This window comes from Pseudomonas sp. TE3-3-F2023, assembly GCF_036784815.1.
Lineage (GTDB): Bacteria > Pseudomonadota > Gammaproteobacteria > Pseudomonadales > Pseudomonadaceae > Aquipseudomonas > Aquipseudomonas pudica.
The window spans coordinates 3,423,298-3,438,094 of the sequence record NZ_CP145113.1; the positions used below are offsets into that span (position 1 = coordinate 3,423,298).

The window sequence follows — 14,797 nt, forward strand, 5'->3', positions numbered from 1 at the left end:
TGGGCAAGCGCGGCAGCCCCGAGCATGACGGCCCAGGGGAATGCAACAGCGCCCGCCCTCCGCGGGGTGTTCATGAACGCCAGGCCGGTCTCCGGGCTTGCGAGGAGGAGCCAGGCTCCTGGAAGGCGTCACCTTCCCATGCCGGGTGATCGGGCACAGTGGTACAGACGCTTCGCTCGCTTACCGTTGCGGGGGCAGCACCGGCCTTGTCCGGCCCTGCTGGAGGGCCTGCGACGCACCGGTTTCCCGTTTCACCCCCATGGGGGCACCTGAACGCGAGGCATAAGGAGACCATGGGGCGGGGCTGCCGTCAATTGCCAGGTTCGAGTTTGCGGTCGCTCCCGGTCAGCCTCGGGCAAACGCCGCCAGCTTGTCCCCGTCCAGCCGGTAGCGCACCCACTCATCCTGCGCTTCGGCCCCCAGCTTCTGGTAGAAGCCGATCGCCGGCTCGTTCCAGTCCAGCACGCTCCATTCCAGCCGCCCGCAATTCTTCGCAACCGCTTCGCGGGCAATGTGCCTCAGCAATTGCCGCCCGGCACCGTCGCCGCGTTGCTCGGGCGTTATGTACAGGTCTTCCAGGTAGATGCCGTTGCGCCCGAGCCAGGTCGAGTAGCTGTAGAAATACACGGCAAAGCCGATTGCCTGGTCATCGCGCTCGCAAATCAGGCTGTGCACGGTGCTGCCCTCGCCAAAAAGGCTGTGCTCGATATCGGCAACGCTCGCGATCACCTCGTGGCGAGCGCGTTCGTACTCGGCCAGTTCGGTGATGAAGGCCAGGATCTGCTCGGCATCGGCGCGAACGGCAGGGCGGATGGTGAGGCTCATGGTGGACGGCTTCCTTGGTCTGGTGGTAGCGGTACAGCGATGTGTATCTACACAATTTAGTAGAACTGTATCGGTCGCGGAGAAGGGCGACTCCGTTAGTGTGACAGCACCCATAAAGAATGTGGAATGCCTGCCATGCTTGCCTCTGCCGACCTGCTCACCGCCTTCGTGCTGTTTGCTTTCGTGTCCTCCATCACTCCTGGCCCCAACAACACCATGCTTTTGGCCTCGGGCGTCAACTTCGGTGTGCGCCGCTCCATTCCCCACGCGATGGGGATCAGCGTCGGTTTCATGGTAATGGTGCTGGCTGTTGGCCTGGGCCTGGGCGAGGTGTTCAAGGCCTGGCCGGCGCTGTACACGGTCTTGCGCTATACCGGTGCCGTCTATCTGCTGTACCTGGCCTGGAAGATCGCCACTTCGGGGCCGGTCGGCACAGCTTCGTCCAGTGCCCGCAAACCGCTGGGCTTCTGGGGGGCGGCGGCATTCCAGTGGGTCAACCCCAAGGCCTGGGTGATGGCTGTCGGGGCAATCACTACCTACACGCCGGCGCAAGGCTATGTAACCAACGTCATTGTCATTGCCGCCTTGTTTGCCTTGGTCAACCTGCCGAGTGTCGGGGTGTGGGTGATGTTCGGCAGTGCCCTGCGCAACCTGTTGCAGAACCCGCGCTGGCTGATGCTGTTCAATGTCCTGATGGCCTTGTTGCTGGTGATTTCACTGTACCCGCTGCTGTTTGTAGAATCGGCGTTTTCCTGACCCCGCGAGTACAGCAAACCGATGCAGTTGATCCCCTGGTCCCACGAATGCACCGAAGGCTTCACCCTGCGTGGCTGGCGAACCCCGGCCAGTGGCAAGCCGCTGCTGCATTTTTTGCACGGCAACGGTTTCTGCTGCCTGGCCTACCAGCCATTGCTGATGCGCCTGGGTGAACATTTCGACCTGTGGCTCAGTGATGTCCAGGGCCATGGTGACAGTGACCATGGCGGGGTATTTCGTGGCTGGAACCGCACCGCTGCGCTTGCGCTGGAGGCTTTCGCAGCCGGGCGAAGCGAGTATGGCGACGTGCCGCGTTTTGCCGTCGGGCACAGCTTCGGTGGTGTGCTTACCGGCCTGATCCTGGCCAGTGAGCCGCAACTGTTCACCCGTGCCGTGCTGCTCGACCCGGTACTGTTCAGCCGGCGCATGCTGGGTGTGATGGGGGTGGCAGCCCTGGTTGGCTTGCACCGGCGTCACGCCCTGGCACGCAAGGCCGCCAGCCGTCGCAGTCACTGGCCCGACCGCGAGGCAGCCCAGGCTTCGCTGCATGGGCGGGGCATCTTCAAGGGGTGGACCGATGCGGCGCTGCGGGCCTACGTCGAGCATGCCATCGGCGACTGCGGCGATGCGGTAGTGCTCAAATGCCGCCCCAGCCGCGAAGTGGAAATCTTCAGTTCCTTCCCCAAGCGCATGTGGGCAAGCCTGGCGGCGATCCGCACGCCCACTCAAGTGCTGTACGGCGAGCACACCTACCCCTTCGTGCACCATTCGGTGAGCCGCCTGGCGGCGCTGAACCCTCAGGTGAGCGCCAGGCAGGTTGCAGGTGGACACTGCTTCATGCAGGAACATCCTGAGGCTTGTGCTGAAGAAGTGCAGGCCTTCCTGCTGCAGGGACCGGCGGGATAGTTTTTCCAGACAGTGCCGAGAGTAAAGGCGTGAGTAATCTTGGGCTTTGCCCGAGCGTATGAACATGACCAGCAAGACCTTGCTACAGCCATCGTATCTGCAAAAGCGCTACGACTATTCCTGCAAGACAATCGAGTCACTCAGGCAGGCCATGTGCAGCCCGCTTGCACCACTGGCGGGGCGGGCTCCTCTGGCCGTGGTCAGTGTGGGCTCCTATGGCCGATGCGAGGTTTCCCCTGTTTCGGACATCGACTTCTTCATTGTTCATGACAGCAGTCTGCCGGCGGAACGTCTGGACGACATACTGCGCCAGGTCGGCGACCTTGTTCGGCCCATCAGCCATCCGGGGGAAAGCGACGAGGCGAAATTCGGCCGAGAGGCGTTGGCGCTGTACTCGGACTTGAGTGAACACATAGGCTGGAAGTGCGAAGACAATACCGCGCTGACCAGGCGGATGCTGATGTTGCTCGAAGGCCGGCCTCTCTTCGGGCATGGAGCCTTTGCCCGGTGGCAGCATGACCTGCTGTGCCGTTATGTACCTGACGACCATGGCAGCGGGCTTGCCAGGTTCCTGCTTAACGACCTGATCCGCTACTACCGCACCCTCATGGCGAACTTCGAGGAAAAGAGGGCCGAAGGCAAGGCATGGGGGGTACGCAACATCAAACTGCAATTTTCGCGAAAACTGCTTTTTGCAGGCGGCATCGTGGCGATTGCCGAGGTCCATGGCCTTCCGGCGCCGTCGAAGATCATGCGCCTTCAACAACTGCTGGCCCTTACCCCTTTGCAACGCCTGGCAATGCTCGGTCATTCCAACCCGTATAGCGTGGGTCTGTTCGAAGACTACGCAGTCTTTCTCGAGTTGATTTCCTCGGTGGAAAATCGCCTTCATCTGGACAGACTGACCCCAGGCCAGGCAATGGCGGATCCGGTCTATCGGGAACTCAGGGTGCGGGGGCAAGCCTTTTCGTTGAAGCTGGAGCATTGGTTGAGGTCGCAGTACCCGGGGCATCCGATACTTCACGCCGTGTTTTTCTGATTGTCCTTTTAATGAGACGATGCATGCCATTGAAGCCAACTATTGCTTGATTGGTATCACTGGTAAGGTTATCTCAACCAAGAGAGGAGCCTTCTCATGAAAACGATTCTGGGTATTCACCGCAGCCCCCACGCTCATTGGGTAGGTGATGGTTTCCCGGTGCGCAGCCTGTTCACCTACGACAACCTGGCCAGCAAGATCAGCCCGTTCTTGCTGCTGGACTATGCTGGCCCTCATGACTTCACCTCGACCAGTGCACGGCGCGGCGTTGGCCAGCACCCGCACCGAGGCTTCGAGACCGTGACCATCGTTTACCAGGGCGAACTGGAGCACCGCGACTCCACCGGCGCTGGCGGCTTGATCGGCCCCGGTGACGTGCAGTGGATGACTGCTGCCAACGGCATCATCCATGAAGAGTTCCACTCCCCAGGCTTCGCCCGCACTGGCGGTACGCTGGAGATGGTACAACTGTGGGTGAACCTGCCGGCGCGGGACAAGCGCGCAGCGGCTGGCTACCAGACGCTGCTGGCCGAGGACATCCCGGTGGTGGCGCTGGACGGCGAGGGCGGCAGCCTGCGGGTGATTGCAGGCGAATATCGTGGGCATTCGGGGCCGGCGCGGACCTTTACCGCCATGGATGTCTGGGACATGCGCCTGCATGCCGGTGCAACCGTGCAATTGCCGGTTGCCGCCGGGCGCAATGCGGCGCTGGTGGTGTTGCGCGGCAATGTGCGGATCAACGGCGAGCGCGAAGCCGGCCCAGCCAGCCTGGTGCTGTTTGACCGCGCCGGTGAGGATGTTGCCGTCGAAGCGCTGGAAGGTGCCAGCCTGCTGCTGCTCAGCGGTGAGCCGATCGACGAGCCGATCGTGGGTTATGGCCCGTTCGTGATGAACAGCCAGGCAGAAATTGCGGAGTCGTTCGACGACTTCCATACCGGGCGGTTCGGGCAGATGCAGGATGCACGGGATGGTGCGGCGCATTGATCCTGGTTGATTGAATGGCTGTCCGGGCTCTATCGCCGGCAAGCCAACTCCCACAGGTACAGCGACAATCTCGAGAGCGACGCTGTACCTGTGAGTGCTGGCTTGCTGGTGATAGCGTCGGTACAGGCATTACATTTGCTGGCATGATGCAGCCATGCTCAAGCTCACCCCCTTGCACGCAGTGCGCCGATCGTTACCCACCCCTGGCCACCAAATTCTGTGGCTGCGCTACCGCGCCCCTTATCATTGGCCCTCGACTCTGGCCTTCCTCGCTGCCCGCTGCATCCCCGGCATCGAGACCTGCCTTGACGGTACCTACCGCCGTACCCTGGTAATTGCCGGCCGCCACGCCGTCTTGCATGCCACACCTTCGGGCAGCCAGTACCTGCGGGTCCGCCTTGAAGGCGTTCCGGCCCGCGCGCTACCCGGCCTGACTGCCAGGCTCAGGCGGGTCTTCGACCTCGATGCCGACCCCGCGCGCATCAATGCCGTACTGTCCCGCGATCCGCTGATGGCCCGCCTGCTACAGGAACGCCCAGGCCTGCGCGTGCCGCAAGGCTGGGACGCTTGCGAGCAGGCCATGCGCACAGTGCTGGGGCAGCAGGTCAGTGTGGCCGGGGCCATGACCCTGGCCGGACGCCTGGTGCAACGCCACGGCATGCCCTTGCGCTGGCCTGCACCGGGCCTGAGCCATGTGTTCCCGGCGTTGCCGGTACTGGCGGCTGCGCAGTTCGATGGCATGGGCATGCCGCGGGCGCGCGCCGCCACTCTGGGCACGCTGGCCAGTGCCTTGCTGGCCGAGCCTGGATTGCTACGCCGCGGGCAAGAGCTGGATCAACTGCTGCGCAAGCTGTGCCAACTCAAGGGGATCGGCCCCTGGAGCGCGCACTACCTGGCGTTGCGTCAGGCCGGCGCGGCCGATGCCTTGCCGCTGGGCGACGTGGCGCTGGTCAAGGCGTTGCGCCTGCTCGAAGGAGACGACGCCCAACTGGCGCAACGAGCCCTGGCCTGGCGACCGTGGCGCGCCTATGCGGCGCAACATCTCTGGGCGTCGCTGGGGCCTGCCGACACCGCTCGTCGTTAAGTCTGCCATTGCGTTCGAACACCCGGCCTGCGCAGGCAATCTTCCACTAAGGTGCTAGATGATTCCCCGCATGATCATTGCCCAGGCGCATGGATGCCTGCCCCGGCATGCGCAATATCAATTGGCGCCTCGCCCGACAAAGGCGTACTCACACAACAGGCCATCCCAAAGAGAGGGTCGTACCATGTCGTTGATAGGAGTTTCGATGCTAGAAATGCGGCAGATGATCGAGCAGGCCTGCCTGCCCGACCGTTGCGAAGTCAGCTGCACGGACGGCGCCAACCTGACCATCCGCCTGTGTCAGGGCCAGAGTCTCGAGGAGAGCGTGACCCTAAGCGGGGTCCCCCTGCAAAGCCTCAACAGTTGCCGCGACCTGGTCAACCTGGTGGGGCAGCTGCACGCACTGCGTGACAGCCACCCGGCGCCACTCAAGGCGATTGCCTGAGGCACCTGCCGCGCCCCGGTCAGCCCAGGCTGGCCGGGCGCACATATTCCGGCATCAGGCCGTTGAACCAGAACAGGATCATCGCCACCAGGATGGTCACCAGCAGCAGCAACCCCACCCCCCATACGCAGGTCGCAAACAGCATGGCCTGTTCCTTCTTCAGGCGCAGGAAGGTCTGCAACCCGCCATACAGCAACACGCTGGCATAGGCCGAGGCTGCCAGCAGCGCCGCCAACGCCAGCCAGCGGATCGGCAGCAGGCCGACTACCCCGGCAAAGAACCATGGTGTGGCGCAGTAGGCGGCAAAGCCGATGCACTGGTTGAGGCTGGGCTGTGCATCGAAACCGCGCGACATCCAGCGGATCATGGTGCCCATCAACATCACCCCGACGACCGTGGTGGCATAGAGCAGGCCCGCCAGTTGCGCGGCGCTGGCCATGCTCAGGCGCACCCGTTCCTCGGCCGCCAGGCTCCAGCCGAAGGTGGTGGTGCCCACGAACAGGCACACCGCGGGGATCAACGCCAGGGCCAGCAGGCGCGGCAGATACTGCTGCGGGTGGTCTTCCTCGGCCCGGCGGATTTCCAGCCAGGCGTCGGCGGGGTGAGTGAAGAGCTTGAGCAAAGGACTGTTCATTGGCGTTCTCCGCGTTCTCCGGCGGGCGTGAGCCCTTTTGCTATGGAGACGTGCCGCACCTGCTGGGTTCAGCCGGGTTGCTCGCCGTTGATCGTCTTACAGCAGTTCCAGCAGCAGGTTCAGGCCGCCATCGCCGCACTTGCCCTGGTCGCGAACCACGCCGTGGTAGCTGCGCCCGTCCCAGACGAAGGCCACGCTGTGGGCACGGTCGACCTTGTCGGGCAGCGGCGGGCAGATGTGCAGGCGCAGGCCCGGGCGGCCCTGCAGCTCGAGGGCAGCGAGCTGGCACTGGCATTCCACGCTTTGTGCCACCGGGCCGAACAGGGTGTCGCGTACGTAATCGAGTTGTAATGAGGCATTGGGGGCGCGGCAGGGCATCTTCATGGGCGCGCGGCTCCGCTGTGAGGTGTCGGGAAACAGGGTTGGCAGGGCATAACGGGCTCCGGCTGAATAGTGCGGCTTATCGTTTGAAGCTTGCCTGGCCAAGATGTTCAACGCGTTTCATGCGCGTTCATCCTGTTTGCGCCGGGTGACGGGCCGTTGGTCCGATCAGTCACCGGCCTTGCGCAAGGTCAGGTTGATCCGCCGCTCACCCAGGCGCGGATGGATGCCGGGCTTGATCGGGAGCACGCCGTGAAAGCGCAAGCGGTCCTCGCCACCCCACACCAGCACATCGCCATGGCTCAGCGGAATGCGCTGGGTCTTGTCGGCGCGCTGCAGGCCACCGAACAGGAACACTGCCGGCAAGCCCAGCGACACCGACACGATCGGCTGGCCAAAGTCCCGCTCGTCGCGGTCCTGGTGGAGGCTCAGGCGGGTGCCCGGCAGGTAATGGTTGACCAGGCAGGCATCCGGCACGAAACCTTCGAACCCGGCCATGCTTGCGGCGCGGGCGGCGAGCTCGAGCAACACGAGGGGCAGGGCGGGCCAGAGTTTGCCGGTGAGCGGGTCGCTGGGGCTGTAGCGGTAGCCGTGTTCGTCACTGACCCAACCCAGCGTGCCGCAGTTGGTCAACCCTACCGCCATGCGCAGGCCTCCCGGAGTGTGCATGTGCCGGAACGGCGCGGCACGCAGCACCGGGCGCAGGGCATCGAGCAAGGCCTCGATCTCGGCCAGGGCGAAGCCGGGCAGCAGCACGGTGTGGCTGGCCAGGTGTTGCGGCTGGGGACCGAACAGGTCGAGGTCGGACTGGATCATGGGATTGGGCATCGGCTTGGTTGGGGCCATTGTAATGCGCTTGGCAGGCTTGGCCTATTCGCGGGTGGACAAGACGCCCCGCTTTGCAGGAGCAGCCTTGTGCTGCGAAGAGGCCGGTGCAGGCAACAGATATGTATGGTCATTGCCGGCCACTTCGCAGCACAAGGCTGCTCCTGCAAGGCCCTCGCTAAAACAATAAAAAAGGAGTTGTGACAGAAATAAAAAGGAACCGCGGCACCAGGGAGAGGAGCACCGCGGTTCAAGGGGGGAGCGATCTACTGCTGGGTCACAGTGGCCACGTTGGTGCTGCCCAGCTGGGTGATGGTCGCGGTCTGGGTCACACCGCTCTGGTCGACATACGCCTTGTTGCCCTGGCCTCCCTGGGTCACGTAGGCGATGTTGTAGCTGTCAACCTGCTTGATGGTGGCTTCGTTGCCGCCACCGTACAGCTGGTTGGTGTAGCTCTGGTTGCTGTAGCCGGACTGGTCCAGGTTGATTACGTTGCCATTGCCCTGGCTGTTGCCGTAGGCGTAGTTTTCGGTGCCACGCTGGTCGGCGATCAGGATGTTGTCAGTACCGTTCTGCTCGAAGTACAGCTCGTTGTTCATGTCGGCCTGCTTGGTCTCCATCTGGTTGCCGGTGCCTTTCTGGGTCAGCGTGGCCAGCTGGTTGTCACCGTTCTGAGTCAGGTTGGCGCCGTTGCCATTGCCATTCTGGTTGATGGTGGCGTTCTGGTTGGTACCGAACTGGCCGCCCATCTTGGCGCCTTTCCAGTTGCTGGCAGTGACGCTGTTGCCATTGCCCTTGGTGTTGATGGTCAGGTTGAGGTTTTCACCGTTCTGGTAGGTGAAATGCAAGTTGTTGCTACCGGTCTGGGTGATGGTGGTGGTCGAGTTGTTGGTCTCGAACTGGTCCGACCAGCTGGCATTGGCTGTGCCCTGTTGCGACAGGCTGACCTTGTTGTTCATGCCGAAGCTCTGGTCGATATAGCCTTCGTTCATCTGGCCGGACTGGGTTACTGACGCCTGGCTGGCGGTCTGGTTGTCCTGCCACACTTCCACCGAGTTGCCGCCACCGTACTGGCCTATGCCGATGGTGCCGCCGGTGCCGTCGCGCTGGTCGCCGTATGCCCAGTTGCCCGTGCCATCCTGGTAGACCTGGATGTCGCCATCGACGTAGCCCAGATGCTCGGCAGCGGCGTAGTTTTCCTGGCCTGTCTGGTTGATGCTGCTGCGGTTGTTGCTGCCACCAAAGGTCTGCTCGATGAAGGCTTCGTTGCGCTGGCCGGCTTGCCAGGTCTCGGCCTTGCTGCCTTCCTGGCTGTCCTGCCACACGGTCGAAGTGTTTTCGGCGCCTTGCTGGTTCTGCTGCGACTGGTTGCCCAGGCCCAGCGACTGGCTGACGAAGGCATCGTTGTAGCTGCCGCTGGCGTGCTGGGTGGCCTGGCTGCCGTTCTCGACCAGTTGGTCGGCGTAGCCGGCGTTGTACTGGCCGTTGGCGCTCTGCTGGATATCGCTGGTGCTCTCCGATTGCACCGCCAGGTGGTTGTTGCCCTTGCCGGTCTGGGTCTGGGTGGCCGAAGCGAATGGTGCCAGGGACTGGCTGACTTCGGCGATGTTTTCCTTGCCGTCCTGGGTCTGGGACGAGGTGCTGTCAGCAGCCATGGCCTGACCTGCAAGGGCCAGGACGATAGCGGCACTTAAGGGAGCGAGCTTGTACATGGGGGTGCCTCCAGGTCTATCGGTATTGGGTGATCTGAACGTGCTGGCCATTGCCGGCCTGGGTCACGGAGCTGTTCAGGCCTGTGCCCGACTGCACGATGCTGGCGCTGTTGTCGTTGCCGATCTGCTCGATGGCCGCGCTGTTGCTGCTGCCGCTCTGGCGGATCGACGCGCTGTTGCCATTTCCCTGTTGGCTGATGATGGCCATCAGGTCACTACCTTCCTGCAAGATGTACGCTTCCTGTGCGCCACCGGCCTGGACGATGCGGCCCAGCAGGGCCTGGCCGTTCTGGTCGAGGGCGGCGCGGTTGCCCGTGCCTTGCTGCTCGATCACCGCAGCCTGACCGGCACCGGCCGGCAGCAGGCGGATGATCACCGGTTCGCCGAGGTCGTTGCCGGGCGCGAGGTCGGCATTGTCCAGCAGGTCCTCGGCCCAGCAGGCCTGGCCCACCAGGGCCAGGCCGAGCAGCAGGGGATACAGGCGTTTCATTGCAACCTCCAGCCTTTACTGCACTGTTACGTTGACGGTGCGTGTGGTGCCCTGGCTGGTGGTGATCGTCGCCGTCGGTGCCGCAGTCGGGATGATCGTGGTGCTGTTGCTCACCGCCAGGCGCCAGCGACCAGTCAGCGCTACCGTGGCGGTGCCAAGGGTCTGCACGCCGGTAGTGGTGGTAACCCGCACGGTGACGGTGTTGCCGGTGGTGACCGACGAGGTACCGCTGAGGTCCCAGTTGTAACGGTTGTTGGAGCGTGCCGTGACCGTGGCTGCCGTGACCGCGAAGTTTTCGGCGGCGGGCCGTGGCGACACGTTGACGGTGACGGTGCTGGGGTTGGACAGCGCCCCCAGCGAGTCACGAGCCTGGTAGGTGAAGGTGGTGGTGAAGGCGGTGGTCACCGTGGCCGGAGGGGTGTAGGTCACCGTGGTGCCGTCGGTGCTGACCGTGCCCCGACCGGTAGCCGGCTGGGTGAGGGAGGTAGCGGGGACAGTCAGCGGCACGTTGCCTTCCGGATCGGTGTCGTTGGCCAGCACGTTGATGGTCAATGGCACGCCCAGGGTGGAGACGGTTTCCGGGTTGGCGGTTGGTGCCTGGTTGGGCGCTACGTTGATGGTGACAGTAGCCGGTTCCGACTTCAGGCCCTTGGCGTCCACTGCCCGGTAGCTGAAGGTGGCCACCACGGGTTGCGTGGCCCCGGCTGGCGGGGTGTAGGTGACCGAGGTGGTGCCGTTCATCACCACGCCGCCAAGGCCGGTACCGGGCTGGGTCAGGTCGCTGATGGTCAGCGGCACGTTGCCGTCCGGGTCGCTGTCGTTCTGCAGCAGGTTGAGGGTGATCGGGATACCGACGCTGGTGCTACCGATATCGGCCTGGGCCAGCGGTGGCTGGTTGGCCGCCTCGACCGGCGCATTGCCGACCACCACCACCGGTTCGACATCGCTGCCGCCACGTGCCGACTTGACCGTGATGGTAGCTGGTGGCTGCGGCACGTCGTTGACGGTCAGGCTCTGCAGCGTGCCTGCCTTGGACAGGCGACCGTAGCCCTGGGCGAGCAGGTCGGGGATCGCCACTTCATCACTGGAACTGGCCTCGATCAGCAGGCGCTTGTTGGCCCAGTCATAGCGTGCGGTGCTGACCTTGACCACGTCGGTGAGCTTGCTCGACAGCGCGGTCGGCTGGGTACCACCGGCGCTGTTGCTGGCGGTGACCACTACCACTGCAGGCGGTGCTTCCTGGCCTGACTGCTGGTGGAAGAACAGCCCGTTGTTGTCGGCGGTGAGGGTGTACTGGCATGGCGAAGGCGGGGTGCCGACCAGGGCAATGCCATTGCGCATGCACAGGCTGGCTGCGCTGGGCGCCTTGGCGAACACTTCCGTGCGGGTGCCGGTGGCGTTGCGCGAATAGGTGGCGCGTTCCAGGCTGACCGGGGTCTGGGCACGCTGGTCCAGTACCTTGCCGGAAACAGAGAAGGTATTGGTCTGGATGGTGCCAGCGGGGCCTTCGATGCGCACGAAGTTGGTATTGAAGGGGCTGCCGGTCACCGCTTCGGTGATATTGGGGTCGCCGATGTAGGTTTCGATGGCGCCGGTATCGGGGTTGACCTCGGTATAAGGCCCGCCAACACCCTTCAGCCAGGGGCCGATCGCCCCGGCCAGCGCTCCCCGGAAGTTGCCAGGGGCACCAATGCCTATGTCCCGGGTGATGTTGATCGCCCGACGCCCTGCCGTGGTGACGTTGACCGTCTCCACCCCGTACGGGTGGGTGATGGTGTAGGTACCGGTGCTCGGGACCGAAGCACGGATACGGATGCGGGCAAAGCTCTGCTGGTCACCATCGACCGGGTTTTCGGCGGCGAAGGCTGCCTCCACCCCGGCTACATAGACCTCCAGCTCATAGCCGCTGTTGCCGGCCTGCGGAATGGTGGTTTCAGCCAGGAACCAGAACATCTCTGGCGGCCAGTTGTCCGGGAATACCAGCGGCAGGGCGTCGTCATAGATGCCGGGCTCGGGCAACAAGGTACACATGTAGGCGGGCGCCCCTGGCGCGCCTGGCGCACGCGTACTGGTGGCACGGGACTGGCACAGCTCCAGGGACTGGTCGAGGCTGTCCTTGTACCACATCGGATAGCCACCGGTGGCGAAGGTGTAGGGCCCCGGGTCGACATCGGACAGCGCGGCAAACGCGGCGCTGGTAACGGTAAGGGAGAAACCGGCGGCCAACAGCGCACGGCGCGACCAAGTGTTCATGCTGCCTCCTTGAAGGCTGAGCCTTTGTCTGTTCATGGCACCAGCACCACGTCTTCGGTGTCGCTACCGCCGTTGGCACTGGTGACTTGCACCTTGGCCGGCGGGATCGGCGACAGGCTGGTGCTCAGCGTCTTCACCGCGCCGGTACCACTCAGGTTGCCGATCAGCGTGCCGTTGCCGGTATGTGCGGTGAGCACTGGCGGCGAGGTTTCGTCGCTGGTGCTGGCCACCAGGGTCAGCTCGCCGGTGGACAGGCGGTACTGGGCCTGGGTGATGGTGACCAGATCGGTCAGCGGCACGTTGGCGGTGGTCAGGCTGCTGGTGGGGATCGCCACGCTGTTGTCGGCGGTCAGGGTCAGGACCGTCCCGGCGGCCGGGTCGAGCACCGACTGGGCGTACCAGGCGCCGGTACCGTTGGCCTCGGTGAGGTTCAGGTTGGGTGTCTGGCTGGTCAGGGTGACGCTGGCCGGCGGCGGCGGGGCCATCACGAAGATGTCCTGCTGGGCGCGCAGATCGCCGTTCTCGGTATGCCGTGAGTAGGTACTGCGTTGTGGCATGAGGGGGGTTGGCAGGGCCACTTCGGAAAGCTTGCCCGAAACCGCGAACAGCTCGGTGCGCAGGTCGATGCCGCCGGGGCCTTCGATGCGCACGTAGTTGGTATTGAACGGGCTGCCGGTCACCCGTTCCTCCAGGTTGGGGTCACCGATGAAGCGCTCGCTACCTTCGGTGTAGGGGCCGTTGACACTGCGCAGGAACGGCCCGACATCGCCTTTCAGGGCACCGGTGAAATCCCCTGCGCCGGCAATGCCGATGTCGCGGGTCATGTTGATCGCCCGGCGCCCTGCCGCAGGTACGTCGAACACTTCGACGCCGTACGGATGGGTGATCACGTAGGTGCCGGCGGTTGGCACGTCGACCCGGATACGCACCCGGGCGAAGCTGACCTGGTCGCCATCGACCGGTTCTTCGGCGGCAAATGCCGCCTCGATCGCGGTGCCGTAGCTGAGGTCTATGCCGCGGGTAGCATCGACGATGGCGGCGTCGGCGGTGAACCAGAACGCCTCGTCAGGGAAGTTGGTGGGGAAGACGATGGGTTGGGTATCGTCGAACACGCCGGGGGTGGGCAGCAGCGTACACATGTACGACGGTGCGCCAGGCGCGCCAGGCACCCGCGAGCTGACCGCCTTGGTCAGGCACAGGTCGAGGGTACGACCGTGGCTGTCCTGGTACCAGGCGGGGAAGCCGCCGTTGGCGGGAACATAGGCGCCTGGATCGACAGCGTTCAAGGCAGCCTGCGCGGGGAGCTGGAGCAAACCGGCGAAAATCGCCACTGCCAGCGGGTGGGGAATCGGTCGGTGCATGAGTCATTTCCTCCTGCAAACGGGCCCATGGACTTGGGGCGTCTGGCAGGAGATCGGCAATAGGCGTGCCAAGCCGAAATAAATGTGCTGTAGCCCTTGCAGGGCAAGGGATCCAATTCTTTTGCAAAGGCATTTGCAGGTGTTTGCCGTTGGGCACCGTGTCCCCAAGATTGGGGGCTGGGGAAGGTCGTGCCGACCCACATCCGGCCGGCGCTTTCAGTACGTCCTGAAACCGGTTTCAAAACATTTCTGAACACGCTAAATTATTCGGCTGTTTTCTTGATGGCCTATCAAGACCACCCCCCATATTGAAAATCAGATGGCGCTTTTCAAGGCCGCACACAGCCGATGAGGATTCGCAATGCCTGAGCATGCCCCAGACAACCCGCGCAGGGACTTCCTGCGCAAGACCTTGACCTTGATCCCTGTGGTAACCGTGGCCAGCACGGGGCTTGGCGTGGGTGCCAGTCAGTTGCTTGCGGCCCCGCAACACGAGCCCAAAGTGCCGGCCACACCGCCAGCGGGCAACTACCAGCCGACGTTCTTCACTGCCGAAGAGTGGGCCTTCGTGCAGGCAGCCGTCTCGCGCATCATCCCGGCCGACGAGCTTGGCCCTGGCGCGCTTGAAGCCGGCGCTGCCGAATTCATCGACCGGCAGATGAACACCCCCTATGCAACCGGCGCGCAGTGGTACATGCAGGGCCCGTTCAAGGCCGACGCCGCGCCCGAACTGGGTTACCAGCTGCAACTCAGCCCGCAACAGATCTACCGCCTGGGCATCGCCGCCGTGGACGGCTGGTGCAAGGCCAATTCCGGGCAAGTTTTTGCGGCGCAAGATAGCGCTACCCGAGACCACGTTCTCAGCAAGATCGAGGCTGGAGAGCTTGCTTTCGACACCGTGCCGGCCAAGGTATTCTTCAGCTTGCTGGTGCAGAACACCCGTGAAGGGTTCTTCTGCGACCCGATCCATGGTGGCAACAAAGGCATGGTCGGCTGGACCCAGATCGGCTTCCCCGGCGCCCGCGCCGATTTCATGGATTGGGTCGAGCGCAACGAGCCTTACCCGTTCCCGGCTGTTTCGATCCGTGGCGAGAGGGCCTGA

Annotated in this window: 15 protein-coding genes and 1 riboswitch; of the genes, 7 read left to right on the top strand and 8 right to left on the bottom strand. The window is 63.8% G+C overall.

The window, feature by feature from the left end:
- Positions 1-64: 64 nt before the first annotated feature.
- A riboswitch (cobalamin riboswitch) is annotated at positions 65-288 on the bottom strand.
- A gap of 57 nt (positions 289-345) precedes the next feature.
- Entirely contained in the window at positions 346-825 is a 480-nt protein-coding gene (locus V3314_RS15395; protein WP_046614291.1) for a GNAT family N-acetyltransferase, read from the bottom strand.
- Positions 826-951: 126 nt separating this feature from the next.
- Here V3314_RS15395 and V3314_RS15400 point away from each other — a divergent pair, with 126 nt between their 5' ends.
- The 6 genes from V3314_RS15400 to V3314_RS15425 all read left to right on the top strand — a co-directional run bounded on the left by V3314_RS15400 (position 952) and on the right by V3314_RS15425 (position 6,039).
- Positions 952-1,581 (top strand): LysE family translocator, encoded by a 630-nt coding sequence (locus V3314_RS15400; RefSeq protein ID WP_046614290.1) that lies wholly within the window; start codon positions 952-954, stop codon positions 1,579-1,581.
- A 21-nt stretch (positions 1,582-1,602) separates the two neighbouring features.
- Positions 1,603-2,487: an alpha/beta hydrolase gene (locus tag V3314_RS15405; RefSeq protein WP_046614289.1), complete on the top strand. Its 885-nt coding sequence runs from the start codon at positions 1,603-1,605 to the stop codon at positions 2,485-2,487.
- Positions 2,488-2,551: 64 nt separating this feature from the next.
- Positions 2,552-3,526, top strand: coding sequence for a hypothetical protein (locus V3314_RS15410; protein ID WP_046614388.1), 975 nt, complete (start codon positions 2,552-2,554; stop codon positions 3,524-3,526).
- Between the two features lie 96 nt (positions 3,527-3,622).
- Positions 3,623-4,510 carry a pirin family protein gene (locus V3314_RS15415; RefSeq protein ID WP_046614288.1) on the top strand — a complete coding sequence of 296 codons (888 nt, stop codon included), beginning with the start codon at positions 3,623-3,625 and terminating at the stop codon, positions 4,508-4,510.
- Between the two features lie 154 nt (positions 4,511-4,664).
- Positions 4,665-5,594, top strand: coding sequence for an AlkA N-terminal domain-containing protein (locus V3314_RS15420; protein WP_338459220.1), 930 nt, complete (start codon positions 4,665-4,667; stop codon positions 5,592-5,594).
- Positions 5,595-5,778: 184 nt separating this feature from the next.
- On the top strand, positions 5,779-6,039 hold the full coding sequence (locus V3314_RS15425) for a DUF1652 domain-containing protein (protein ID WP_046614287.1): 261 nt from the start codon (positions 5,779-5,781) through the stop codon (positions 6,037-6,039).
- A gap of 19 nt (positions 6,040-6,058) precedes the next feature.
- On the opposite strand, the gene V3314_RS15430 is transcribed toward V3314_RS15425, so the two are convergent.
- The 7 genes from V3314_RS15430 to V3314_RS15460 form a co-directional block, all read right to left on the bottom strand.
- Complete coding sequence (locus V3314_RS15430; protein ID WP_046614286.1) at positions 6,059-6,673, bottom strand: Yip1 family protein; 615 nt, start codon at positions 6,671-6,673, stop codon at positions 6,059-6,061.
- Positions 6,674-6,769: 96 nt separating this feature from the next.
- Positions 6,770-7,057, bottom strand: coding sequence for a hypothetical protein (locus tag V3314_RS15435; protein ID WP_046614285.1), 288 nt, complete (start codon positions 7,055-7,057; stop codon positions 6,770-6,772).
- Positions 7,058-7,222: 165 nt separating this feature from the next.
- Positions 7,223-7,870, bottom strand: a complete 648-nt coding sequence (gene alkB / locus V3314_RS15440) for a DNA oxidative demethylase AlkB (RefSeq protein ID WP_046614386.1) — start codon at positions 7,868-7,870, stop codon at positions 7,223-7,225.
- 275 nt (positions 7,871-8,145) lie between these two features.
- The gene (locus tag V3314_RS15445; RefSeq protein WP_338459221.1) at positions 8,146-9,591 is read right to left on the bottom strand and encodes a curlin; all 1,446 of its coding nucleotides are present in this window, start codon (positions 9,589-9,591) and stop codon (positions 8,146-8,148) included.
- Positions 9,592-9,607: 16 nt separating this feature from the next.
- Positions 9,608-10,081, bottom strand: a complete 474-nt coding sequence (locus V3314_RS15450; RefSeq protein ID WP_135002485.1) for a curlin — start codon at positions 10,079-10,081, stop codon at positions 9,608-9,610.
- Positions 10,082-10,096: 15 nt separating this feature from the next.
- Positions 10,097-12,334, bottom strand: a complete 2,238-nt coding sequence (locus V3314_RS15455; protein ID WP_196182618.1) for an Ig-like domain-containing protein — start codon at positions 12,332-12,334, stop codon at positions 10,097-10,099.
- 32 nt (positions 12,335-12,366) lie between these two features.
- Positions 12,367-13,695 (bottom strand): hypothetical protein, encoded by a 1,329-nt coding sequence (locus V3314_RS15460; protein WP_046614281.1) that lies wholly within the window; start codon positions 13,693-13,695, stop codon positions 12,367-12,369.
- Positions 13,696-14,056: 361 nt separating this feature from the next.
- Between V3314_RS15460 and V3314_RS15465 the strand changes: the two genes are divergently transcribed.
- A complete protein-coding gene (locus V3314_RS15465) occupies positions 14,057-14,797 on the top strand; it encodes a gluconate 2-dehydrogenase subunit 3 family protein (protein WP_135002487.1) in 741 nt (246 codons plus the stop codon).

What these genes read in the sequence shown, in the direction of transcription:
- V3314_RS15420 (WP_338459220.1), top strand. Translation starts at nt 4,665, where the DNA reads ATGCTCAAGCTCACCCCCTTGCACGCAGTGCGCCGATCGTTACCCACC.
- V3314_RS15445 (WP_338459221.1), bottom strand. Translation starts at nt 9,591, where the DNA reads ATGTACAAGCTCGCTCCCTTAAGTGCCGCTATCGTCCTGGCCCTTGCA.
- V3314_RS15455 (WP_196182618.1), bottom strand. Translation starts at nt 12,334, where the DNA reads ATGAACACTTGGTCGCGCCGTGCGCTGTTGGCCGCCGGTTTCTCCCTT.
- V3314_RS15450 (WP_135002485.1), bottom strand. Translation starts at nt 10,081, where the DNA reads ATGAAACGCCTGTATCCCCTGCTGCTCGGCCTGGCCCTGGTGGGCCAG.
- V3314_RS15435 (WP_046614285.1), bottom strand. Translation starts at nt 7,057, where the DNA reads ATGAAGATGCCCTGCCGCGCCCCCAATGCCTCATTACAACTCGATTAC.
- V3314_RS15395 (WP_046614291.1), bottom strand. Translation starts at nt 825, where the DNA reads ATGAGCCTCACCATCCGCCCTGCCGTTCGCGCCGATGCCGAGCAGATC.
- V3314_RS15410 (WP_046614388.1), top strand. Translation starts at nt 2,552, where the DNA reads ATGACCAGCAAGACCTTGCTACAGCCATCGTATCTGCAAAAGCGCTAC.
- V3314_RS15460 (WP_046614281.1), bottom strand. Translation starts at nt 13,695, where the DNA reads ATGCACCGACCGATTCCCCACCCGCTGGCAGTGGCGATTTTCGCCGGT.
- V3314_RS15405 (WP_046614289.1), top strand. Translation starts at nt 1,603, where the DNA reads ATGCAGTTGATCCCCTGGTCCCACGAATGCACCGAAGGCTTCACCCTG.
- V3314_RS15465 (WP_135002487.1), top strand. Translation starts at nt 14,057, where the DNA reads ATGCCTGAGCATGCCCCAGACAACCCGCGCAGGGACTTCCTGCGCAAG.
- alkB (WP_046614386.1), bottom strand. Translation starts at nt 7,870, where the DNA reads ATGATCCAGTCCGACCTCGACCTGTTCGGTCCCCAGCCGCAACACCTG.
- V3314_RS15430 (WP_046614286.1), bottom strand. Translation starts at nt 6,673, where the DNA reads ATGAACAGTCCTTTGCTCAAGCTCTTCACTCACCCCGCCGACGCCTGG.
- V3314_RS15400 (WP_046614290.1), top strand. Translation starts at nt 952, where the DNA reads ATGCCTGCCATGCTTGCCTCTGCCGACCTGCTCACCGCCTTCGTGCTG.
- V3314_RS15425 (WP_046614287.1), top strand. Translation starts at nt 5,779, where the DNA reads ATGTCGTTGATAGGAGTTTCGATGCTAGAAATGCGGCAGATGATCGAG.
- V3314_RS15415 (WP_046614288.1), top strand. Translation starts at nt 3,623, where the DNA reads ATGAAAACGATTCTGGGTATTCACCGCAGCCCCCACGCTCATTGGGTA.